The organism is Bacillus sp. es.036, from assembly GCF_002563635.1.
GTDB lineage: Bacteria > Bacillota > Bacilli > Bacillales > Guptibacillaceae > Guptibacillus.
The window spans coordinates 1371006-1392820 of record NZ_PDIZ01000001.1; the positions used below are offsets into that span (position 1 = coordinate 1371006).

Here is a 21815-nt window from a genome sequence, read left to right on the forward strand (position 1 = left end):
AGTAGCCGCTCATGTACGAGCGGCTTTTCTTTACTAATGAGGAGAGTGAGTGAAAGGTGAGAATACTTTGGGATTTTGATGGGACATTATTTGATACATATCCAGCGTTTACAAAAGTGATGAAACAGTTAGTCTCCTCGGAGATATCGGAAGAAGAGATATTGAGGGAGTTGAAAGTTTCCTTTCATCATGCAACAGAAGTATTTCAATTAACCGAGGAGCAGATTACAGCATTTCGCAAAAAAGATAATGCCCTTTCGCCTGACGATAAACCACCATTTAAAGGATTAAAAACGATTCTGGAAAAAGCCGAGTTAAATGTGATCATGACACATAAACCACGTGCTGAAGTGATTGCTATTTTAAAGCATTTTGATATGGAACATTATTTTGCTGATCTCATAGCAGGTGACGATGGTTTTCCACGAAAGCCCGATCCTGCTTCGTACCATCATTTGAACGATCAATACCATTTGGACCTTGCGGTAGGGGATCGTCTGTTGGATATTCTTCCTGCAAAAGAAGTGGGTATGAAAACATGTCTCTTTCAAAATGACTCTCCAGGAGCCGATTTTTATGTGACAAATTATCATGACCTAAATGAAATGCTATGGCCTTCTAATTATTCATAATCAAGTAGTTGATCCCCTTTGTGTCCGTATGTGATAATACACATATGAACACAAAGGGGATGTTTTGGTTGGATAAAAAACTTCGGTTTATATTGATTACATTTTTGCTAGGTGTTTTTCTAGGTGCTCTGGACTCAGGCATCGTATCTCCTGCGTTAACGACCCTTATAGAAGATCTAGGAATTGACTTAAAATGGACGGTTTGGGTAGTAACGATTTATACGCTCGTCTATGCGGTAAGCATGCCAATTGTAGGGAAACTTGCTGATTTATTTGGCAGAAAACGAATTTTTCTAACTGGAATTATGTTATTTGCTATTGGTTCTGTAATCGCTGGATTTAGTCAGTCACTTTCCTTTCTTCTTGTTGGTCGAGCCGTTCAAGCTCTCGGTGGTGGTGGCATTATCCCTATTGCAAATGCCGTAATCGGAAGCAGCTTTCCAAAGGAGAAACGGGGCATGGCACTCGGTTTTGTTGGAGCTATGTTTGGAATAGCGACGATTCTTGGACCAAATGTAGGAGGTTTTTTCGTTGCTCAGTTTAGTTGGAGATGGATATTCTTCATTAACGTCCCTATTGCACTTATTATCATCATAATGGGCTTAAAACTTCCCGATGATCGAAAAGAGACAAAAAAACCTTCACTTGATTGGGGCGGAGCAGGTGTATTATCTTTTGTTATCATAAGTCTTCTACTTGGATTAACGAATCTCGATACGAATGAATTTGTGCAATCGATCCAATCGCTCATGGTTTGGCCGCTTTTACTAATTAGTGTTGTTTTTATTTATCCACTTATTCGAGTGGAAAAAGCTGCAAAAGACCCGATTCTTAAATTAAGTTACTTTAAAGACCGCAATATCGTGTTAGCTTTACTCATTTCAATGATTACAGGTATTGGCATTATTAGTATGATTTTTGTTCCTTCATTCTCAGAAATCATATTATTGCTTTCAAGAGGTCAAGGTGGGTACGTTATGACAATTCTGGCAGTAGCATCTGGTTTTGCTGCTCCTATAGGTGGAGTGCTTCTCGACAAGTGGGGAGCAAAACAAGTTGTATTACTTGGCTTTTCATTAAGTCTTCTTGGTTCACTTTCCTTTGTTTATATAGCAGATGGATGGATCACACTATCTCTCGGGATGATTCTGTCTGGTATAGGTATAGGATTCACTATGGGAACACCATTAAATTATATTATTCTTGAGCTAACACCTGATCATGAAGCAGGATCAGCTCTATCTCTCGTAAGTTTGTTTAGATCGGTAGGTACTTCACTTGGCCCTGTTATTCTTGCTGGTTTTATCGCTATGTCAGGAGTAACATTTAGCGGAAGCAAAATGTCTGAAGCGATCAGAGATGTTATTTTATCCGGCTATCAACATATGTACCTTGCTGCCTCCGTTATTTTCTTGATTGGTCTTATACTCGGAGTCTTTCTGAAAATGCCTCCCAAGTCTTCCGAGGTTCAAAGTTCATAGTAAATGGTAAATTCGCAAGATTTTTTCCTTCATTAAAATAGCTTACAAAAAGCCAGATCTGAACACGTATGCTCGATCTGGCTTTTTTTATTGCCCAAACCTGTTAAGAACTTCATAGAAGTGTTTAAGAAATTCGAAAAACTTTCTTTCTGAAGGGGCTAGTTCTCTTCCTTGAGGAATAATGACGCCCACAGTTCTTGTCACGTTGGGCTCTGATAATTCAATTTTTACTGTTTCACCAGGCAACTGTTCTGAGAGTGTTATTTCAGGTAAGAGACTTACACCTAATCCTGCTGCTACAAGCCCCTTAATTGTATCAATGTCTTCCCCTTCAAATGCAATTCGAGGTTTAAAACCAACCTGCTGACATGCTGATGTAACTAGATGATGAAGCGCATATCCTGAACGAAATAAAACAAACGGTTCATTCTTCAATTGTCCTAGTCTCAACATTGGATAATCTGCTAACTCGTGTGAGATTGGTAGAAGAGCGAGTAGTTTTTCAGTGAAAAAGATGTGGCCTTCAACATCTGTTCGATCTTTTGGTACTGGAGATACGAAGGCAATATCGATTTCTCCTTTGCTGACAGCGTCCGTCAGATCTTGCACAGATCCTTGCCTTAATTGAAATCCAACGCTTGGATGCTCTTTACGAAATGCTGATATAACAGTAGGTAGCGTTTTGGCGGCTAAACTGTTCGGAAAGCCGATGCGGATTGTTCCGGTGTCTGGATTTAGAAATTCGTAGACTGCTTGTCTCGCACGTTCAATTTCTGAAATGGCCGTCTCGGCGTGATCCATAAATATTTGTCCAACTTGAGTTAACTTTACGTTTCTCCCTTCCCGAATAAATAATTGCACGCCAAGTTCCGATTCAAGATTGGCAATTTGTCGACTTACAGCTGATTGAGCAACATGAAGAGAAGTAGCTGCTGCTGTAACATGTTCTCTTTTTGCAACTTCCATAAAATAATATAACTGCCTAAGTTCCATAAAAAAGCAATCTCCCTTATAATTCATATCAATAATAGATCAATTATATCTAAATTATATATTGGAAGCATTGGTTAAAGCAATGTACAATGAGTGTAGAATATTTAAACAATTTCGACGTTATGGCGTTAAAGCGAGAAACCATAATGAATTGGGATAAGAGCGAGGAGTGGGAATATGGACAGAACAAACTTTCCAGAGAAACAGGGATTATATGATCCAATTCATGAGCATGACGCTTGTGGCATCGGACTGATTGCTAATATAAATAATGTACCAGCGCATGACATTATTGAAAAGGGAGTCTATATGCTACGCCAGCTAGATCATCGCGGAGGGCAGGGAAGCGATCCTGACACGGGTGACGGTGCGGGCATTATGCTACAGATTCCACACGAATTTTTCCAGAAGAATTCTGGGTTTAACCTCCCGAATAAAGGGGAGTACGGTGTTGGAATGATGTTCCTACCCGTTGATAACCAGCTGAGACAGCGCGCAAAACAAATTGTTGAAAAAGCAATCGAGGAAGCAGGCCAAGAATTTATTGGCTGGAGAACAGTTCCTGTAGATGAAACAACAATTGGAGAAGCTGCATGTATTGCTCAGCCTGTCATTCGACAGGTCTTTATTAAGAAAAGCGATATTTCTGCTGAAGAATTTGAACGTAAATTGTACGTCATTCGTAAAAAAGCCGAAAAACAAGTATCTCAAGATTCACAGCTATCAAAGACAAAGTATTACGCAGCTAGTTTCTCAAAAGATACGATTGTTTATAAAGGAATGCTTACACCAGAACAGCTTGATCAATTTTATTTGGATTTAAAAGATCCAAGTTTTAAATCTGCTTTTTCGATGGTACATTCACGTTTCAGTACAAATACTTTTCCTAGTTGGGATCGGGCCCATCCAAACCGCTACCTCATTCATAATGGAGAGATTAATACGCTTCGAGGGAATGTAAACTGGATGAGAGCAAGAGAAGGGGCTCTTCAATCAGATGTATTTGGAGATGATATGAAAGACATTGCTCCAATCGTACGACCAAATGGGAGTGATTCTTCCTCGTTAGATAACTGTCTTGAATTTTTGAATCTTTCAGGTCGTTCACTACCCCATGCGGCAATGATGATGATACCAGAACCGTGGGATCGTGATGCAACGATGCTTGATCCTAAGAAAGCTTTCTACGAGTATCATAGTACGTTAATGGAACCATGGGACGGACCGACAGCGATCGCGTTTACGAACGGTCGTCAAATCGGAGCGATGCTTGATCGAAATGGTCTGCGTCCTGCTCGATATGTGATCACAAACGATGATACATTTATTCTTTCATCCGAAGTTGGAGTTATTGAAATTGATGAAGAAAAGATAGCTGAGAAAGGTCGCTTAAGCCCTGGCAAAATGCTTCTTTTAGATCTTGAGGAAAAGCGACTTGTATATGATGAAGAGATTAAAACACAAATCGCAACAGACAAACCGTACCGCAAATGGTTAGATGAAAATTTAATGAGCTTGTCTCCTGAAGCAAGTAAAACGAGAGAAATTGATGAGAAAGAGCTCATTAAAACGCAAAGAGCCTTCGGTTACACATATGAAGAGTTAACGAAGAATATTGCTCCAATGGTAACAGAGAAGAAAGATCCAATTGGCTCAATGGGGAACGATGTCCCGCTTGCTGTTCTTTCTGAGCGACCACAGCTATTGTTTAACTACTTTAAGCAACTGTTTGCTCAAGTTACGAATCCACCGATCGATTCCATTCGTGAAGAATCGGTTACTTCAACAATGACGCTGCTTGGACCAGAGGGAAACTTGCTTGAAACGGATCCAGGAAGTGCTAGAAGAATTCGACTTGAAACACCGATTCTTACTGATAGTCGTTTTGAAGCGATTAAAGCATTAAATGAAGAGGATTTTCATCCTGAAACATTAAGTTTGCTGTTCGATGCAGCTCGTGGTGAAACGGAAATGGAACATGCTTTACTTGCCTTGTTCCGAAAAGCTGATCGTGCCATTAAAAACGGGAAAAGCATTCTTGTTCTTTCAGATTCAGGGGTGAACCGCGATAAAGCAGCGATTCCATCATTACTTGCTTTGAGTGGTCTTCATCATCACTTAATTAAGAGAGAAACTCGAACGAAAGTAAGTTTAATTGTTGAATCAGGTGAGGCTAGAGATGTTCATCAGTTTGCCATGCTAATTGGCTATGGTGCTGACGCTATTTACCCATATGCCGCTTACGATTCAATTGATCAGATGATTTTGGACGGCACCATTGAAGGATTTACGTTCGATGATGCGATTGGAAATTACATTGAGGCTGCCACAACAGGTATCGTTAAAGTGATGTCGAAAATGGGTATTTCGACTATTCAAAGCTATCGCGGGGCTCAAATCTTTGAAGCAATCGGGGTAAGCAACGAAGTGATTGATCGTTATTTTGCTGGCACCGCCTCACAAATTGACGGCATTCCAATCGATATTATTGCGACAGAAACGCTGATGAGACACCATTTTGCTTATCATGATTCCGAATATAGTGATTTAACTCTGGAAACAGGAAGTGAACTTCAGTGGAGGAATGGAGGAGAGCATCACTCATTCAATCCGAAAACAATTCATACCCTACAACACGCTGCTAGAAGTAATAATTATGAACTATATAAAAAATTCTCTGGAATGGCTCTTGAAGAGAATTTAACTTATCTTAGACAGGCGATTGATTTTGGCTCAAAAGAAGCGATTTCAATTGATGAGGTTGAAAGTATTGAATCCATTACACGTCGGTTTAAGACAGGTGCAATGAGTTACGGCGCTCTAAGTGGTGAGGCTCACGAAGCTCTTGCGATTGCAATGAACCGCATTGGAGGACGGAGTAATAGCGGTGAAGGTGGAGAAGATCCTTCTCGCTTTACGCCAGATGAAAATGGGGATCTTCGTCGAAGTGCGATTAAACAGGTAGCCTCAGGTCGTTTCGGCGTATCAAGCTATTACTTAAGCAATGCAGATGAAATACAAATTAAAATGGCGCAAGGTGCCAAGCCGGGTGAAGGCGGTCAGTTACCTGGTAAGAAAGTATATCCGTGGATCGCCGAAGTTCGTGGATCGACGCCAGGAGTCGGTTTGATTTCACCACCACCACACCATGATATTTATTCAATTGAGGATCTTGCCCAACTCATCCATGATTTGAAGAATGCAAATCCATCTGCACGAATTAACGTAAAGCTCGTTTCAAAAGCAGGCGTTGGTACGATTGCTGCAGGAGTAGCAAAAGGGCTGGCAGATGTTATTCTCATTAGCGGATATGAGGGTGGAACAGGAGCATCGCCAAGAACGAGTATTAAACACGCGGGTCTTCCATGGGAACTTGGTTTAGCTGAAACGCATCAAACGCTCGTATTGAATGATCTTCGTGATCGCGTGGTTCTTGAAGCGGATGGAAAAATGATGACCGGTCGTGATGTTGTAATGGCAGCCATTCTTGGCGCAGAAGAATTTGGATTTTCAACTGCACCTCTTGTTGTTCTTGGATGTATTTTAATGAGAGCTTGTCATTTAGATACATGTCCAGTTGGTGTAGCAACTCAAAATCCTGAACTTCGCAAGAAATTTATGGGTAACCCTGATCATGTGGTTAATTATATGCAGTTTATTGCTCAAGAAGTGCGAGAAATCATGGCTGAACTTGGATTTAGAACAATTGAAGAAATGATTGGTCGTACCGATGTACTGAAAGTTAGTCGTCGTACAAAAGACCATTGGAAAGCAAGATATCTTGATCTTAAACCACTTCTTTATCAGCCGCATGTATCCGATGAAGTCGGTAGATTCAACCAGCGGCAGCAGGATCATAAACTAGATGCTGCGCTTGATAATACGTCAATCATACCTGCAGCACTTGGAGCGCTTGAGGAGCAAAAACCTTTTGAAGGCTCTTACGTTATTCGCAATACAAACCGTGTTGCTGGTGCGCTATTAGGACATGAGATTACGAAGCGATATGGTGCTGATGGACTTCCAGAAGATATGATTCGCCTGCATTTTAAAGGGTCTGCTGGTCAAAGTTTCGGAGCATTTGTACCTAATGGGGTGACAATGCAGTTAGAAGGCGATGCAAACGACTATGTTGGAAAAGGATTATCAGGCGGGAAACTCATTATTCATCCTTCCGCTAAAGCAGGGTTTGCTAGAGACGAAAATACAATCGTTGGTAACGTTGCTTTTTATGGAGCAACTTCAGGTGAAGCATATATCAGTGGGCTTGCAGGAGAGCGTTTCTGTGTAAGAAACAGTGGTGCAAAAGCGGTTGTAGAAGGAATTGGCGACAATGGATGTGAATACATGACGGGTGGCCGGGTCGTTGTGCTTGGTGAGACAGGAAAGAACTTTGCAGCCGGTATGTCTGGAGGAATTGCATACGTTCTATCAGATGATCAAGAAGCATTTAAACGCAATGTTAATGCTGAAATGGTCCATGTTGAAACATTGAGCAACTATGAAGAGATTCTTGAAGTAAAGCATATGATTCAACAGCATGCTTACTTTACTGATAGTCCAAAAGCCATTCGTTTTATTCAAAACTGGAATGAAGTTGTAGGGAAGATCGTGAAGATAATTCCTAAAGAATTTAAGAGAATTACAGAATCGTTAGAAGAGCTTAAAGAACAAGGATACAAAGACGATGACGCAGCATATGAAGTGTTCCAACAGGCAAAGAACGGTGAAGTAAAGCCACGTAAAAGTGATCTGGAGCCGGTATAAGGGGAGGTATTCGATTGGGTAAGCCAACAGGATTTTTAGACTATCCTAGAGAAAAAGCACGTGAAAGAGATCTATCAACACGACTGAAAGATTGGGGAGAATACCAACTTCCTCAATCTGAAGAAAACTTAAAAACTCAGGGGGCACGCTGCATGGATTGCGGCACGCCCTTCTGCCACTCAGGAATAGAATTAAATGGTAGTGCATCAGGTTGTCCACTCTATAACCTTATTCCAGAATGGAATCATCTTGTTTATCAAGGGAAATGGAAAGATGCCCTCGATCGCCTGCTTAAAACAAATAATTTTCCTGAATTCACTGGCAGAGTATGCCCTGCGCCATGCGAAGGTGCCTGCGTAGCAGCGATTCCTGATGATGCAGTTGCGATTAAAAGCATTGAAAAAGAAATTATTGACCGCGGTTTTGCGGAAGGATGGATGACACCTCAGCCTCCTAAAAATCGTACGGGGAAAAAGATTGCGATCGTGGGATCAGGTCCCGCAGGGTTGGCTGCCGCTGATCAGCTGAATAAAGCAGGACACTCCGTAACAGTATATGAACGTGATGATCGTATTGGCGGTTTATTGATGTACGGCATTCCTAACATGAAACTAGATAAAGAGTTGGTGGAGCGCCGTGTAAAACTTCTTGCTGATGAGGGCGTAACTTTTGTTACGAATACAGAAATCGGTAAAGATGTGACACAAGCTGAGCTTCGTGATGAACATGATGCGGTGATTCTTTGTACGGGAGCTCAAAAGCACCGTGACCTTCCAATTGAAGGACGTAAGCTTGGAGGAATCCATTATGCAATGGATTACTTAAAGCAAAACACAAAGAGCTTGTTAGATTCGGAGCTTCAAGATAAGAAGTATGTTTCAGCAGAAGGAAAAAATGTTATTGTAATTGGTGGTGGAGATACAGGGGCGGACTGTGTTGCTACAGCACTTAGACACGGATGCAAAAGTGTCCACCAATTTGGTAAACATCCGCAGCTAACAGCAGATCGAATGATCGATAACCCTTGGCCAGAATTCCCGAAAGTTTTTACTCTTGATTATGCTTATGAAGAGGCTCAAGCAGAGTACGGTGAAGACCCTCGTCAATATTCCATCATGACGAAAAAATTCGTTGGTGATGAGAATGGTAAAGTAAAAGAGCTACACACGGTTACGATCGAAAAACATGTTGATAAAAGAGGGAATGTGTTCATGAAAGAACTTCCTGGAACAGAACAAGTTTGGCCAGTTGAACTTGTCTTAATTGCAATTGGATTTACTGGACCTGAGGAAGGTGTTCTTGAGCATTTTGAAGTCGATCAAGATAACCGTAAGCGCGCGAAGGCAGAATTTGAAGATTACCGTACGAATGTAGACGGTGTGTTTGCAGCGGGTGATGTTCGTAGAGGACAGAGCCTCATCGTATGGGCAATCAATGAAGGACGCGGAGTAGCTCGTGAAACGGATCGCTATTTAATGAACAAAACGGTTATGCCTTAATAACAAGAAAAGCACTCCAGTGGAGTGCTTTTCGGTTTGTTACGAAGAACGATCTTTCGTGTGGATGATGGCGAGCACAAGAGCGGAAAAGCTGACCATTAATGATAGGGCCTCAAATACGCTAAGCATCACATCACTCCTTTACAAATAGAATGTCACTTTCAGGGGTTGTCCTATACGCAAAAAAGCGAAGTATTTGACAGAATGTCTGGAATCAAATACACTTAAATCAAATATCTCGAATTAAAGATATTTATCATTTTCAAATTAGATGATTAAGATAATTGTAATGCGGGAACCTTCTAAAATGGATGTAACAATGAAAAGGAGACTTATAACTTATGAAGCACACAACAGGAATACACCATATTACAGCAATCGTAGGAAATCCTCAGGAAAATGTCGACTTTTATAGTGGGGTTTTGGGGCTACGCCTCGTTAAAAAAACAGTGAATTTTGATGACCCAGGAACGTATCATCTTTACTTCGGAAACGAAGAAGGAGCACCAGGTACAATTATGACGTTCTTCCCCTGGTCAAACGCTCATGATGGTGAAATTGGTTCTGGCCAAGTAGGCGTAACAAGCTTCGTAGTTCCAACAGGTAGCCTATCATTCTGGAAAAAACGCCTGGACAAGTTAAATGTAGAAAACGGTGAGATGACTCGCTTTGGTGAGAAGGTTCTTGCTTTTGATGATCCTCATGGCTTGCATCTAGAGCTTGTTGAACGAGAAGAAGGTGAACCTAATACTTGGAGTTTTGGCGGTGTTAGTACGAAACATGCAATCAAAGGATTTGCCGGTGCAACGCTATTAACAGGAAAACCAGATTCAACAATGACGGTTCTTGAAGAAGTTCTCGGTTTTATCCGTGTTGCGGAAGAAGAGGATTTCGTTCGGTTCAAATCAAGTGCTTCTATTGGTAATACGATCGATGTTAAGAAAACACCAATGGTTTCTGGGAGAATGGGGTCAGGGACAGTCCACCATATTGCATTACGTGCAAATGATTTCAATGATCATGAGGAATGGAAAAATTTACTCGAGGAAAAAGAGTATGGTCCTACTCCAGTCGTAGATCGTCAATATTTTAATGCCATTTACTTTAGAGAAGAAGGCGGAATACTTTTTGAAATTGCAACAGATCCTCCAGGATTTGCAAAAGATGAAGACCCTGATGAAATGGGGAAAAAGCTTCTTCTACCACCATGGCTTGAGGAAAAGCGTCCTGAGATTGAACGTGTTTTAGAGCCTGCAAATGCAAGAGTGCTTGAGGGTGACAAATAGTGAAGCACATTTTCAAACAAGGAAAAAAGGATCTTCCCGTATTACTCTTACTTCATGGGACGGGGGGAACAGAAGAAGATTTGGTTCCTCTAGCTGAGCTTATTGCGCCAGCGTACTCGATTCTAAGTGTGAGAGGCAATGTTTCAGAAAATGGAATGCCGCGGTTTTTTAAACGATTAGCAGAGGGCGTTTTTGATGAGGCTGATTTAATTGAGAGAACGCATGAGTTAAATGCTTTCATTGATGAATCCGCGAAAAATTATAACTTTGATCGTAATCATGTTATTGCCATAGGCTATTCAAATGGTGCTAACATAGCCGGAAGTTTGCTTTTCCATGACGCAAACGCACTTAGAGGCGCCATTCTTCATCACCCGATGGTGCCACTGCGAAATCTGAAGCTACCTAATCTTTCTGGAAAGCCTATCTTTATAGGAGCAGGAGAGAATGATCCGATTTGCTCTCCTGAGGAAACGAAGGAACTTTATGAAATGCTCTCTCATGCTGGGGCAGATGTATCGGTCCATTGGGAAAGTGCTGGACATCAATTAACAAGGTCAGAAGCTGAAACAGCAGCAGATTGGTTTCATAAGCATATTAAATAGCTGAGTGCTTTATCGTAGACTCAATAATAAAAAAGCAAGCATCAAAGTCGCATAACTTTGATGCTTGCTTTTTTTGGTAAACCAGTTTAAGTAGAGGAACCCTGGCGTGAAATAAGGATACGTTCTCCATTAATAGTTATTGGTTGTTTTTTTACGGTTGAATTAAATTTTAAAGGCGTCTCACGTATTTGTTGAAATACGTGAGACGCCTTTAACGTAGCTACTAACCAGCAGATTTTGTTGTTTTCTTTTCATCACGATCGATCACGGCAGCTCCGATAATGTCTCCTAGTACGTTTGAAGCTGTGCCAGCCATACCGATTAGTACATCAACACCTGCGATGAGAGCGACAATTTCTAATGGTAAATTAAACATTGTTAATACAGCTGATAGTGTCACTAAGCCAGCAGCTGGAATGCCCGCTGTGCCTATAGAGAGAAGAGTGCCAATCGCAACGATGATCACATAATCCATAATCGAGAAGTTTAACCCTGTTACATTTGCAGCAAATACAATCGAGGCTCCCATTCTTAATGCTCCTCCATCAGAGTTAAACACAGCTCCAATCGGTAAAGAAAAGTTCACAATTCGCTCTGAAATACCAGCTTTCTTTGCAGAGTCAATGGCTATCGGAAGAGAAGCGATACTACTTGATGTGAAAAAGGCTGTAAGATAAGCGTCCTTTGTTTGAGAGAAGAAGTGTCGAATACTCAACTTTGAGTATTTTAGAAAAGAAGTATAAATCAGTGCCCACAACAATAGAACACCCAAGTAAAACACCCCTGTAAAAGCGATGAGTGACTGGAAGGTTTGAAAGCCCTGATTACCGAACGATGTTGCGCTGATCGCAAATATACCAATTGGTGCATAAAGCAAAATTCCCTGTAATAGCAAGAAGAACAAGTCATTTGCAGATGAGAAAAGACGATGGAGCCTTTCACCTGATTCCCGCAGATCTTTTTTCTCGGAATAACGCATTTTTCCCATCGTTAATCCGATGATCACAGCGAGAAAGAGAATGCCCATTAGCTGGCCAGAAGAAAAAGTTTCAAAAAGGTTACTAGGCACAATGTTAAGAAGTACATCAGAAAATCCTGGTGTATCTGGCTTTTCTACTTTAGCATCTGGAAGGGTTAAACCAGTACCGGGGTTAATCCATAAAGCGATTGTGACCCCTATTAATACAGCCGCGGCTGTCGTTAATCCGTAATACACGAGCAGCTTGCCGCCAAGGCGACCAAGGTGTTTCGGATTCATTTGATTAATTGCGATTACTACTGTTAAGAAAATGACTGGAATTGCCACGAGGTTGAGCAAGTTGATCAAAATGGTACCAAGTGGTTTAATAATTTCGATACTTGGTCCAAAAAGAACACCTGTTACTATACCTAATAGAAAGCCAAGGGTCATTTTTAATACGAAAGAAGAATTTTTATACAATTGCCACATTACCTGCATGGTTACACCTCTTATTAAATAGTGTTATTAGTATAACAGCTAGAAAGAAAATTGTTTAGAAATTATATTTCCTTTTAAAATAAAATATATTTACAAGAGGTTATTTATCATTGGATATTGAGATTGTACTTGATTTTTAAATAGCTTTTTAAGATATTTATATTTCCTTTTGATATTTTTTTAGAATAGTATTTTGAGGATAACCTTTTCCTCTATTATTTGCTTTTGAAGGCACATGGTATACTAACTAAGAAGGAATTAGAAGGAGTTTAGAAGAATGATTTTTACAACTGCAGGTAGACCAACTGAATCGCTAGTGAGAGAAGCGAAAAGACTGAGCCGCTTACAAGAAGGCACATACATACCAAGGGAAAAACGATCGATTAGCCAACTTATGAATCTATGTGATGAACCACTTATAGTTGTTGGATTTGATCGCCTTTTTCTATATAAAGATCATGCAGAAAAGCCTGTTTTCTTCCATCCAAATTCAGCCATGTTTCGTACGAAAGCGCTCTTACGTGGACGCAGCGATGCGTTCATTCAGGCGAGCGGACTGAATAAAGGTATGAGTTTGTTAGACTGTACTGCGGGACTGGGAGCTGACAGCATCGTTGCTAGCCTTGTTGTAGGAGAAGCTGGAAGTGTTCAAGCAATCGAAGGCTCAGACCATGCTCTTATACTTCAAGAGGGACTAAAAAATTGGCAAAGTGGCGAGGCAAAGATCGATAATGCTATGAGGAGAGTAGTCGTGATAGGGAAGCGGTATGAAGCTGTATTACCGAATTTACCTGATGATTCAGTAGATGTGGTTTATTTTGACCCAATGTTTGAAGATACCATACTAGAATCTGATGGGGTACTAGAAATGAAAAAGATTGCCCTGTACGATGCGCTATCTGAGGAAATGATAAAAGAAGCAAAACGAATTGCTCGTATAAGGGTTGTTTTAAAAGATTCATGGAAAAGTTCACAGTTTCAAAAGTTTGGCTTTCAACAGCAAATTCGAAAAACATCCAAATTTCATTACGGAATCCTTGAATGTAAGGAGTGAAGCAATTTGATACCAGATCACTTAGATTATAATTTAAAAATCCTGTTTATCGGTTTCAATCCTGGGCTTCAATCAGAAGAAGTAGGCCATCACTATGCGAATCCTACAAATCGTTTTTTTGCTGTATTAAATGAATCGGGACTGACTGACCGGAAGCTCTCACCAGAAGAAGATCATAGACTTCTAGAATATGGGTATGGATTAACGAATATCGTTGATCGTCCTACAAGAGGTGCGAGTGACTTAACTATTGAAGATTATGTCCAAGGAAGAAAACATCTTTTAAAAAAAATTAATGTGTATATGCCATTAGTAAACTGCTATGTCGGGAAAGGAGTATATCAGAAATTTTCTGGTATAAAAAAGGTTGATTGGGGATTTCAACCGATTAATCAAGTGGAAGGTGTACGCGACTTTGTTGCACCATCTACAAGCGGATTAGTTAGGATGTCTCTTAACGAATTAACTGAAATTTATCGTCAATTAAAAGTGGATAAGGTCCATTAGGAGGTAATGGGTATGTCGAATACAAATAAGAGTACTGAGCGAAAAAACTTGCTACCTGAACATAAGGAAGAATTACTTCGCAAATTAAAAGAGCGCTTTGAAAAACATATGCAGCGTCATAATGATATTGAATGGGCATGTGTACAATCAAAGCTTGAGGAAAATCCTGATAAACTATGGACTCTAAATGAAATGGAAATGACGGAAGGAGAGCCAGATGTTGTAGGTTATCTCCAAGAAAGTGACGAATACATTTTTTATGATTGTTCTTCTGAGAGTCCTAAGGGCCGCAGAAGTGTTTGTTACGATCGAAAAGCTTTAGAATCCAGAAAAAAATTCAAGCCTGAGAATAACGCTATTGAAATGGCAACATCCATAGGAGCTGAACTTCTAACAGAAGAAGAGTACCGCGAATTGCAAACGCTAGGGAACTTCGATGTGAAAACGTCGAGTTGGGTGCAAACTCCCGCTGATGTGAGAGAACTCGGGGGCGCCCTTTTTTGTGATCGTCGCTACGGTCGGGTGTTTGTTTATCACAACGGCGCAGAATCTTATTATGCTGCTAGGGGATTTCGCTGCTCACTAAAGGTGTAATTATCATTTGGACTTAGTAAATCTAATTTAATACTTGATTTACTAATTTCAGCTTCAAATTAATGTAAGCGCTATTGTGAAGTTAACTTGAACGGAGGATAAGATGAACAAGGGGAGTTTTTTCATACAGGAACGCATGGCAACTCATAACGTAATTGGTATAAGTTTAGCGGTTGTGAACCACTGCAAAATAAGTCATACGGAATGTTTTGGTTTATTAGAAGCACATTCAACTAAGAGGGTAGAAACTTCTTCTCTTTTTAATGCGTGTTCTGTTAGTAAGTTTCTTACGTCAGTACTTGTAATGATTTTAGTGGAAAAAGGAAACCTTGATTTAGATATAGATGTAAATGAACTTCTAACTTCCTGGAAGCTTCCAAACAAACTATTTATGAATCACAAGGTGACGCTTCGTTACTTACTTAGTCATCAATCAGGCATAATAGACCCTATTGGTAGTTTTGGTCAGCTTGATCAAATTGATACGGATCCTCCATCCATGGTCGAGCTTTTAAAAGGAAGAACAGTCTATTGTAAAGAACCTATTCAAGTAAAATACAAACCTGGCAGTGACTTTCAGTATTCTGATGCTGGATTTTGTACCATTGAACAAGTAGTAGAAGATGTGACTGGTATGAATTTTAATGAAGTTATGAACGATTTCATTTTTAAACCATTAAACATGAGTCGTAGCACCACAGATTTCACCAGGTTAACAGCCTTTAGTGGAGAAATTGCTTCTGGTCATCATAAAACGGGTGAAAAAGTGAAAGAAAACGATACGATTTATCCATATGCAGCTGCATGTGGTCTTTGGACCACACCTACAGATTTATCTTTGTTTATGGTGGATCTCTTGAAGTCTATGAAAAATGAAAGCAGAATAGGACTATCTGCAAGTAGTGCCATGCAGATAATGAGTTCGTATGGTGATAGAGAGTGGGCAGGATTAGGTGTATTTCTAGAACGCTCAGGGAAACATTTCAAAGTCTTTTCTCTTGGATGGGGAGTTGGATTTCAATGTATGATGGCACTCTATCCCAAATTAGAAAATGGAGTAATCATTATGACAAATACAGATTTAGGTGTACATCAAGATGAAGGCATTATAGGGGACATCATTCGATCACTTACACTCGAATAATAGTTAGGAAAAGGTGGCGACTATTGTTTTTAACTGAAAATGAAAAACGATCCTGCTTGCTCGACAAGATCAGGATCGTTTTTATTATACAAATCGTAGCAATAACCGCTTTAACAATGGTGTTAAATATGCGGGTATTTCATTCGCGGATGGAATGACAAGACTTTGCGTCCCGTAGATATTTCGCATCGTATTTTTCTCTTTTTCTTGTGGTTCTCCATTTGATAAAAAGACACCGATTACTTCATAACCTTTTTTTCGTGTCTGAATAACGGCTTCATGTGTATCGATGATGCCATTTTCACTATAATCGTAAGCAGAAGGTTCTCCATCTGTAAAGACGAGTAAGATTTTATGTTTTTCATTTCGTTCAGCTAGTTCTTCAGCAGCTTTTCGAATCGCATAACCATCCCGATTGTCTTCTTCAGGCTCCAATTGCATAATTTTTGCACCTTCATTAGGTTGAGTCGAGCGATGATAGTCGACGATTTGAAAAAGGGTATTTGGCTGTTCCTCGTCATCTGCATCGAAAGCATCTTCATAGAAGCCAGTGATCGAGTGTTTAATATTGAGTCCTTTTAACGTCTCGTGGAAAAGCGTAATTCCTAGGCGAGTTTCTTCCATCTTATCGTACATTGATGCCGAACAATCGACAAGCAACGAGAAGGTGACATCTAGCTCGGTACTAGGCGAATTCTTTTTATAAAAGAGACGAGGATTTTCGTCTGTTAATAACCTAAGCAGCTTGCGATTCAACCGTCCAAAGTGGAGGTCGCTTCTGGGAGCAATTTGTTTTTGCTCAATCGTTTTTTGGATGGCAGACCGAAGAGATTTTTCAGCATATTGAATTTCAGCTTTTGCTGTTCGGTAGCTAGACAGCTCTTCAGTTGTCGGTTTTTCAGCCAGACGAGTTACTTCTTTTACATTTCGGTTCGCTTCACCTAGAGGTTCCTGTGAAGAAGCGACGGTTTTTGTATCATGACTTTCAAGAAGAGCTTCTTCATCAAACTGACTGCCTTCAGATTGTTTAGAAGCCCCTTGAACACTAACAAAGGCCTGATCACCTGATTCTTCTTTTCGTTCTCCTTCACCGATGAGGTCGGATTTTGCCCCTTCTTCCAAATCAAATTGAAGGAAATTAGAGCCTTCTTGTTCCTGTTCTTCATGCCACGTATTCATTTCTTCATCATAGGTTTCTTTATCTTCTTTATCCGTCGTTTCCATTGTATCGTCACTCTTCAACTGACGAGCTTCTTCATCCTCTACTACTACCGAGGGATTTGCAGATGTCCCATACATCGTTAAATATTCTGTTGTCATATCGAAATGATCATCGTTTAGCTCCTGACAAAAAGCGTTTGTGAGCGTAACGACTGCTTTTGTTGAACTCGCTTTAGAAATCTCCATAATTAAATGGCGCAAATAGGGCTTATATTCTGCCAGGTCATTTCCAAGAGCAACTGGTTTACCGATCGCTTGGAGGTAGATGGCGCAAAATAAAGCATCAAGCAGCTGGTTCTGACGATTATGAACGTCGAGACGTCCTCGAAAACGCTTCTGAAATAGCGTTTGTCTCGTATCAAAAGCTGCACTCATTCCAGGACGGATCGATTTGCAAATCTTCTCAAGTCTTATATCTTCTAATAACGCAAATAGCTGTTTACGAAAAAGAGGATGGGATTGGTTTTTAAGAGTAGAGAGGTAACGATCTACTTCATTGAAATTTGTATAATGAACATTACCAAGTGCACGAAGGTAGATATCACTTTTCATGCCATCAAATTGTGTGCCATCAAAAATATCATTCCAATAATGACTGACCGTAATCAACTTTTCAGCCGGTCTGTAGTATGAATGGAAAGCGAACTGAACTTCACTCTCTATGTGACTCAGTGTTTCAGCGAGATCAGATAAACTTAGATGAAGAAAAGGATCCGTCTGATTCTCAGCAAAGTTTAGAAACTTCATTTATGCTTTCTCCTGATAACGTCCAAAAATCGTTTCTGCGATGTTTTCCACTGCAGCTTTTTCACGCTCATCTTCAAGCTTATCTGTAATTGCACGTTTAATCGCACGTCTCGCTTCCATAAATGTTGTTAAGTCACACGCATCTAGGAGTGAACGAGGAGATGCGGCTTCTTCTGAAATCTGGCCATCTCTTACTTTTGATTGAAGGTCAGCAGATAGCGTCACAAACTGATCAAGCTGATCTGAGTCGTCTAGAAGCGATTGTTCACTTAACATTTCTTTTAAAGCTTGTCCTTGTAAGTAAGGCACTTCTATTACGATAAAGCGATTTTTTAATGCTTCATTTAATGGTGCTGTTCCAATATATCCTTCATTAATTGCAGCAATAACACCAAAGTTCTCTTTTGCACGAACCGTTTCTCCAGTGAAAGGATTGAGTACCATGCGACGATAGTCAAGAACACCATTTAGAATAGGAAGTGTTTCTGCTTTCGCTGTATTTATTTCATCAATATAGAGAAGTTCACCGTTTTTCATCGCATTTTCCACTGGTCCAGGAATGAAGGTAATATGCGCATTGTTTTGTTCGTCATAACTTAGCGTTTTGTACCCTAGGAGCGCTTCTGCATCTAGATCAACGGAGCAGTTAATCGAGTACATAGGTTGGTTAAAGAAATAGCTAATTAATTCGGCTAGTTTTGTTTTACCAGCTCCTGTTGGTCCTTTTAGCAAAACATTCTTCCCGAGAACTAGAGCTGTTACGGCATCTTTTACAATTGACATGTCCGGTGCTGTGTATCCTTTTGAACCAATTAGGTAGTGGTCCGGGTTTGTATTTGCATCGCGTCGGTCTTCAATACGGTTCTGTATTTTATCTGGAATATCAAACGTTTCATATAATTGCATGTGTTATACCTCCGAGTTTAAAATTCACATCTATTCAAAAGTTAACTATAACGGAAAAAAACAGTCTCTGTCTAATGAAAGTCGTTCGGATGTCAACGTCAATCATTTTACCGAGCGGAATAGATGAGCTATACTAGTTCTAGCAAGTAGGCCTAAGAAAGAAGGGGGCATAAGAAATGAAGCCTATTCAAATAGAAAAAGTACAAGAAATTCTTGAAACATTTGAAAACAAAGAGCTGTATTTTCACTTAGAAACGACGAGTGGTGCCTATGCTGCTCAAGATAAAGAAAAGCTTGCGGTTGGAGCTTACATAAGAAACGGCTCAATTCAATTCACCAATGTAAAAATGGCTGGTAGCGGTCCATTTCGCGTTGGGTTTAAATTAAATGACGGCTGGATGTATGCGGAAGGCTTAACCGATTATCAGTTGGACGATGGTCGTCTATTAATGGCAGGTCATGATTCAAGCGGCCGTTTAGCTGTAGCCGTACAACTAAGCTATACACCATTCGACTAAGGAGGTAACGATGATGGAGAAACAAGTCCTAGTTGTTTTCCCGCACCCGGATGATGAAGCTTTCGGTACTGCAGGGCTAATAACGAAATTTGTAAATGATGGCGTGCCTGTCACGTATGCATGTGCAACGCTAGGAGAAATGGGACGCAATATGGGTAACCCATTCTTTGCAACAAGAGAAACCCTTCCAGAAGTACGTAAGAAAGAATTGCAGGATGCTTGCAATGCAATGGGGGTTAAAGACGTTCGCATGCTTGGCTTCCGTGATAAAACGCTCGAATTTGAAGATCCTGAACTGCTAGTTTCAACGATAGCGAAGCTCGTTGATGAATTGAAGCCGTCGTTGATCATTACATTTTATCCTGAATACGGTATCCATCCTGATCATGATGCCTGTTCGGCTGCAGTCATTGAGACGTTAAAACGAATGCCGAAAGAAGGCCGTCCAACGGTTTATGCTTTGCCTATTACTCCGGATCGCGAAGCAGTACTCGGTAAGCCAGATAAAGTATTTGATGTAACGGATGTGTTAGAAACGAAGATTAAAACAATCGAAGCTCACCGCTCCCAAACGGAGGCTATGGTGGCAAGACTTGAAGATGGCTCAATCGATCCTAACTCCGAAATGATGTCATTTATTAAGCAAGAATCCTTCTGGATCTACCCATTTGATGAATAAGTTCTGAAGCGTTCATATCTATTCCGAACAGAACGTGATATAATTTGCACTATAATATGATAGATGGAGGAATACGACCTAAATGATTACAGTTACAGATGTCGGCTTACGATATGGTGATCGTAAGCTTTTTGAAGATGTTAATATTAAATTTACTCCAGGAAACTGTTATGGGCTAATTGGTGCGAATGGCGCAGGTAAGTCAACGTTTCTTAAGATTTTATCAGGTGAAATTGAACCGCAAACAGGCGATGTTCACATGGGACCTGGTGAACGACTAGCGGTCCTAAAGCAGAACCATTTTGAATACGAAGAGTATGAAGTGCTAAACACCGTTATTATGGGGCATGCTCGTCTTCATGAAGTAATGCAGGAAAAGAATGCGATCTACATGAAAGAGGACTTCTCTGATGAAGATGGTATGAAGGCTGCTGAACTTGAAGGTGAATTTGCTGACCTTAATGGGTGGGAAGCTGAGTCTGATGCAGCCGTATTGCTGAAAGGTCTTGGAATTTCAGAAGATCTTCATTACAAGAAGCTTGCAGATCTTACCGGTTCTGAGAAAGTAAAAGTTCTACTTGCACAGGCACTATTTGGTTCCCCAGATATTCTTCTTCTGGATGAGCCTACGAACAACTTGGATCTTTCTGCGATTCAATGGCTAGAAGAGTTTCTTATTAACTTTGAAAACACCGTTATCGTTGTATCCCATGACCGTCACTTTTTAAACAAAGTATGTACGCACATGGCTGATCTTGATTACGGTAAAATTCAAGTATATGTAGGTAACTACGATTTCTGGTATGAATCAAGCCAGCTTGCTCGTACGATGAAAGAAGATGCGAACAAGAAGAAGGAAGAGAAAGTAAAAGAACTTCAAGCGTTTATTCAGCGTTTTAGCGCGAACGCTTCGAAGTCCAAACAAGCGACATCGCGTAAAAAACTTCTTGATAAGATTACGCTTGATGATATTAAGCCATCGTCAAGAAAGTATCCTTACGTAGCATTCACACCAAATCGTGACATTGGAAACGATGTTCTTCACGTAGAAGGTTTAACGAAAACGATTGATGGTGTAAAAGTTCTTGATAACGTGAGCTTTATGCTCAATAAAGATGATAAAGTGGCACTTGTAGGTCGTAATGAAATTGCGAATACGGCGCTTATTAAAATCTTGATGGGTGAAATGGAAGCAGATAGCGGCACGTTCAAGTGGGGCGTAACGACTTCTCAGGCTTATTTCCCGAAAGATAACTCGGAATACTTTGAAGGCGTCGATACAAACCTTGTTAACTGGCTTCGTCAATACTCTCCAGAAGATCAGAGCGAAAGCTTCCTTCGCGGTTTCTTAGGAAGAATGCTATTCTCTGGAGAAGAAGTATTGAAGAAAGCAAGCGTTCTTTCCGGTGGAGAAAAAGTACGCTGCATGCTTTCAAAAATGATGCTTAGCGGTGCGAACGTTCTTGTACTTGACGATCCAACAAACCACCTGGATCTTGAATCGATTACTGCACTTAACAATGGTCTTATGAATTTTAAAGGTGCGATGATCTTTACTTCTCATGACCACCAGTTCATTCAAACGATCGCAAACAGAGTCATTGAAGTAACACCTAAAGGGATCATTGATAAAGAAGCGACGTATGATGAATACCTTGAAAATACTGAGCTACAAGCAAAAGCACAAGCGATGTATAATTAATATGGTAAAAGCGGGTCCCCT

General features: G+C 40.4%; 18 protein-coding genes. 13 read left to right on the plus strand and 5 right to left on the minus strand.

The features are described 5' to 3' along the window. Window positions 1–56: 56 nt before the first annotated feature. Both ATG70_RS07120 and ATG70_RS07125 read left to right on the plus strand, forming a co-directional pair. On the plus strand, window positions 57–632 hold the full coding sequence (locus tag ATG70_RS07120; protein ID WP_098443640.1) for an HAD-IA family hydrolase: 576 nt from the start codon (window positions 57–59) through the stop codon (window positions 630–632). 68 nt (window positions 633–700) lie between these two features. Further along, the gene (locus tag ATG70_RS07125) at window positions 701–2113 is read left to right on the plus strand and encodes an MFS transporter (RefSeq protein WP_179886213.1); all 1413 of its coding nucleotides are present in this window, start codon (window positions 701–703) and stop codon (window positions 2111–2113) included. Window positions 2114–2200: 87 nt separating this feature from the next. Here the strand turns inward: ATG70_RS07125 and ATG70_RS07130 are convergent, their stop codons facing one another. After that, on the minus strand, window positions 2201–3106 hold the full coding sequence (locus tag ATG70_RS07130; protein WP_098443642.1) for a LysR family transcriptional regulator: 906 nt from the start codon (window positions 3104–3106) through the stop codon (window positions 2201–2203). 177 nt (window positions 3107–3283) lie between these two features. Here ATG70_RS07130 and gltB point away from each other — a divergent pair, with 177 nt between their 5' ends. Beyond that, window positions 3284–7873: a glutamate synthase large subunit gene (gene gltB / locus ATG70_RS07135; RefSeq protein ID WP_098443643.1), complete on the plus strand. Its 4590-nt coding sequence runs from the start codon at window positions 3284–3286 to the stop codon at window positions 7871–7873. A gap of 14 nt (window positions 7874–7887) precedes the next feature. After that, complete coding sequence (locus ATG70_RS07140; protein ID WP_098443644.1) at window positions 7888–9372, plus strand: glutamate synthase subunit beta; 1485 nt, start codon at window positions 7888–7890, stop codon at window positions 9370–9372. A gap of 39 nt (window positions 9373–9411) precedes the next feature. Here the strand turns inward: ATG70_RS07140 and ATG70_RS22765 are convergent, their stop codons facing one another. Beyond that, entirely contained in the window at window positions 9412–9501 is a 90-nt protein-coding gene (locus tag ATG70_RS22765; protein ID WP_224880206.1) for a putative holin-like toxin, read from the minus strand. Between the two features lie 212 nt (window positions 9502–9713). On the opposite strand from ATG70_RS22765, the gene ATG70_RS07145 reads away from it, so the two are divergent. Both ATG70_RS07145 and ATG70_RS07150 read left to right on the plus strand, forming a co-directional pair. Further along, the gene (locus tag ATG70_RS07145) at window positions 9714–10658 is read left to right on the plus strand and encodes a ring-cleaving dioxygenase (protein WP_098443645.1); all 945 of its coding nucleotides are present in this window, start codon (window positions 9714–9716) and stop codon (window positions 10656–10658) included. Then, window positions 10658–11263: an alpha/beta hydrolase gene (locus ATG70_RS07150; RefSeq protein WP_098443646.1), complete on the plus strand. Its 606-nt coding sequence runs from the start codon at window positions 10658–10660 to the stop codon at window positions 11261–11263. The genes ATG70_RS07145 and ATG70_RS07150 overlap by 1 nt, the downstream gene beginning before the upstream one ends. 223 nt (window positions 11264–11486) lie before the next feature. Here ATG70_RS07150 and ATG70_RS07155 read toward each other — a convergent pair whose 3' ends face one another. After that, window positions 11487–12722, minus strand: a complete 1236-nt coding sequence (locus ATG70_RS07155; protein WP_098443647.1) for a dicarboxylate/amino acid:cation symporter — start codon at window positions 12720–12722, stop codon at window positions 11487–11489. A 277-nt stretch (window positions 12723–12999) separates the two neighbouring features. Between ATG70_RS07155 and ATG70_RS07160 the strand changes: the two genes are divergently transcribed. From ATG70_RS07160 to ATG70_RS07175, 4 genes are all read left to right on the plus strand, one after another. Further along, on the plus strand, window positions 13000–13776 hold the full coding sequence (locus ATG70_RS07160) for a class I SAM-dependent methyltransferase (RefSeq protein WP_098443648.1): 777 nt from the start codon (window positions 13000–13002) through the stop codon (window positions 13774–13776). Between the two features lie 6 nt (window positions 13777–13782). Further along, on the plus strand, window positions 13783–14283 hold the full coding sequence (locus tag ATG70_RS07165; protein ID WP_098443649.1) for a mismatch-specific DNA-glycosylase: 501 nt from the start codon (window positions 13783–13785) through the stop codon (window positions 14281–14283). Window positions 14284–14295: 12 nt separating this feature from the next. Then, entirely contained in the window at window positions 14296–14877 is a 582-nt protein-coding gene (locus ATG70_RS07170; protein ID WP_098443650.1) for a DUF4256 domain-containing protein, read from the plus strand. A 103-nt stretch (window positions 14878–14980) separates the two neighbouring features. After that, the gene (locus ATG70_RS07175) at window positions 14981–16021 is read left to right on the plus strand and encodes a serine hydrolase domain-containing protein (RefSeq protein WP_098443651.1); all 1041 of its coding nucleotides are present in this window, start codon (window positions 14981–14983) and stop codon (window positions 16019–16021) included. An 84-nt stretch (window positions 16022–16105) separates the two neighbouring features. On the opposite strand, the gene ATG70_RS07180 is transcribed toward ATG70_RS07175, so the two are convergent. After that, window positions 16106–17989 (minus strand): vWA domain-containing protein, encoded by a 1884-nt coding sequence (locus ATG70_RS07180; protein WP_098443652.1) that lies wholly within the window; start codon window positions 17987–17989, stop codon window positions 16106–16108. Beyond that, on the minus strand, window positions 17990–18895 hold the full coding sequence (locus ATG70_RS07185; protein WP_098443653.1) for an ATP-binding protein: 906 nt from the start codon (window positions 18893–18895) through the stop codon (window positions 17990–17992). Between the two features lie 176 nt (window positions 18896–19071). On the opposite strand from ATG70_RS07185, the gene ATG70_RS07190 reads away from it, so the two are divergent. The 3 genes from ATG70_RS07190 (at window position 19072) to ATG70_RS07200 (ending at window position 21794) form a co-directional block, all read left to right on the plus strand. Further along, on the plus strand, window positions 19072–19413 hold the full coding sequence (locus tag ATG70_RS07190; protein ID WP_098443654.1) for a YojF family protein: 342 nt from the start codon (window positions 19072–19074) through the stop codon (window positions 19411–19413). A 10-nt stretch (window positions 19414–19423) separates the two neighbouring features. Further along, window positions 19424–20092, plus strand: coding sequence for a bacillithiol biosynthesis deacetylase BshB2 (gene bshB2 / locus ATG70_RS07195; RefSeq protein WP_098443655.1), 669 nt, complete (start codon window positions 19424–19426; stop codon window positions 20090–20092). An 82-nt stretch (window positions 20093–20174) separates the two neighbouring features. Then, window positions 20175–21794, plus strand: coding sequence for an ABC-F family ATP-binding cassette domain-containing protein (locus ATG70_RS07200; protein WP_098443656.1), 1620 nt, complete (start codon window positions 20175–20177; stop codon window positions 21792–21794). Window positions 21795–21815: the final 21 nt, after the last annotated feature.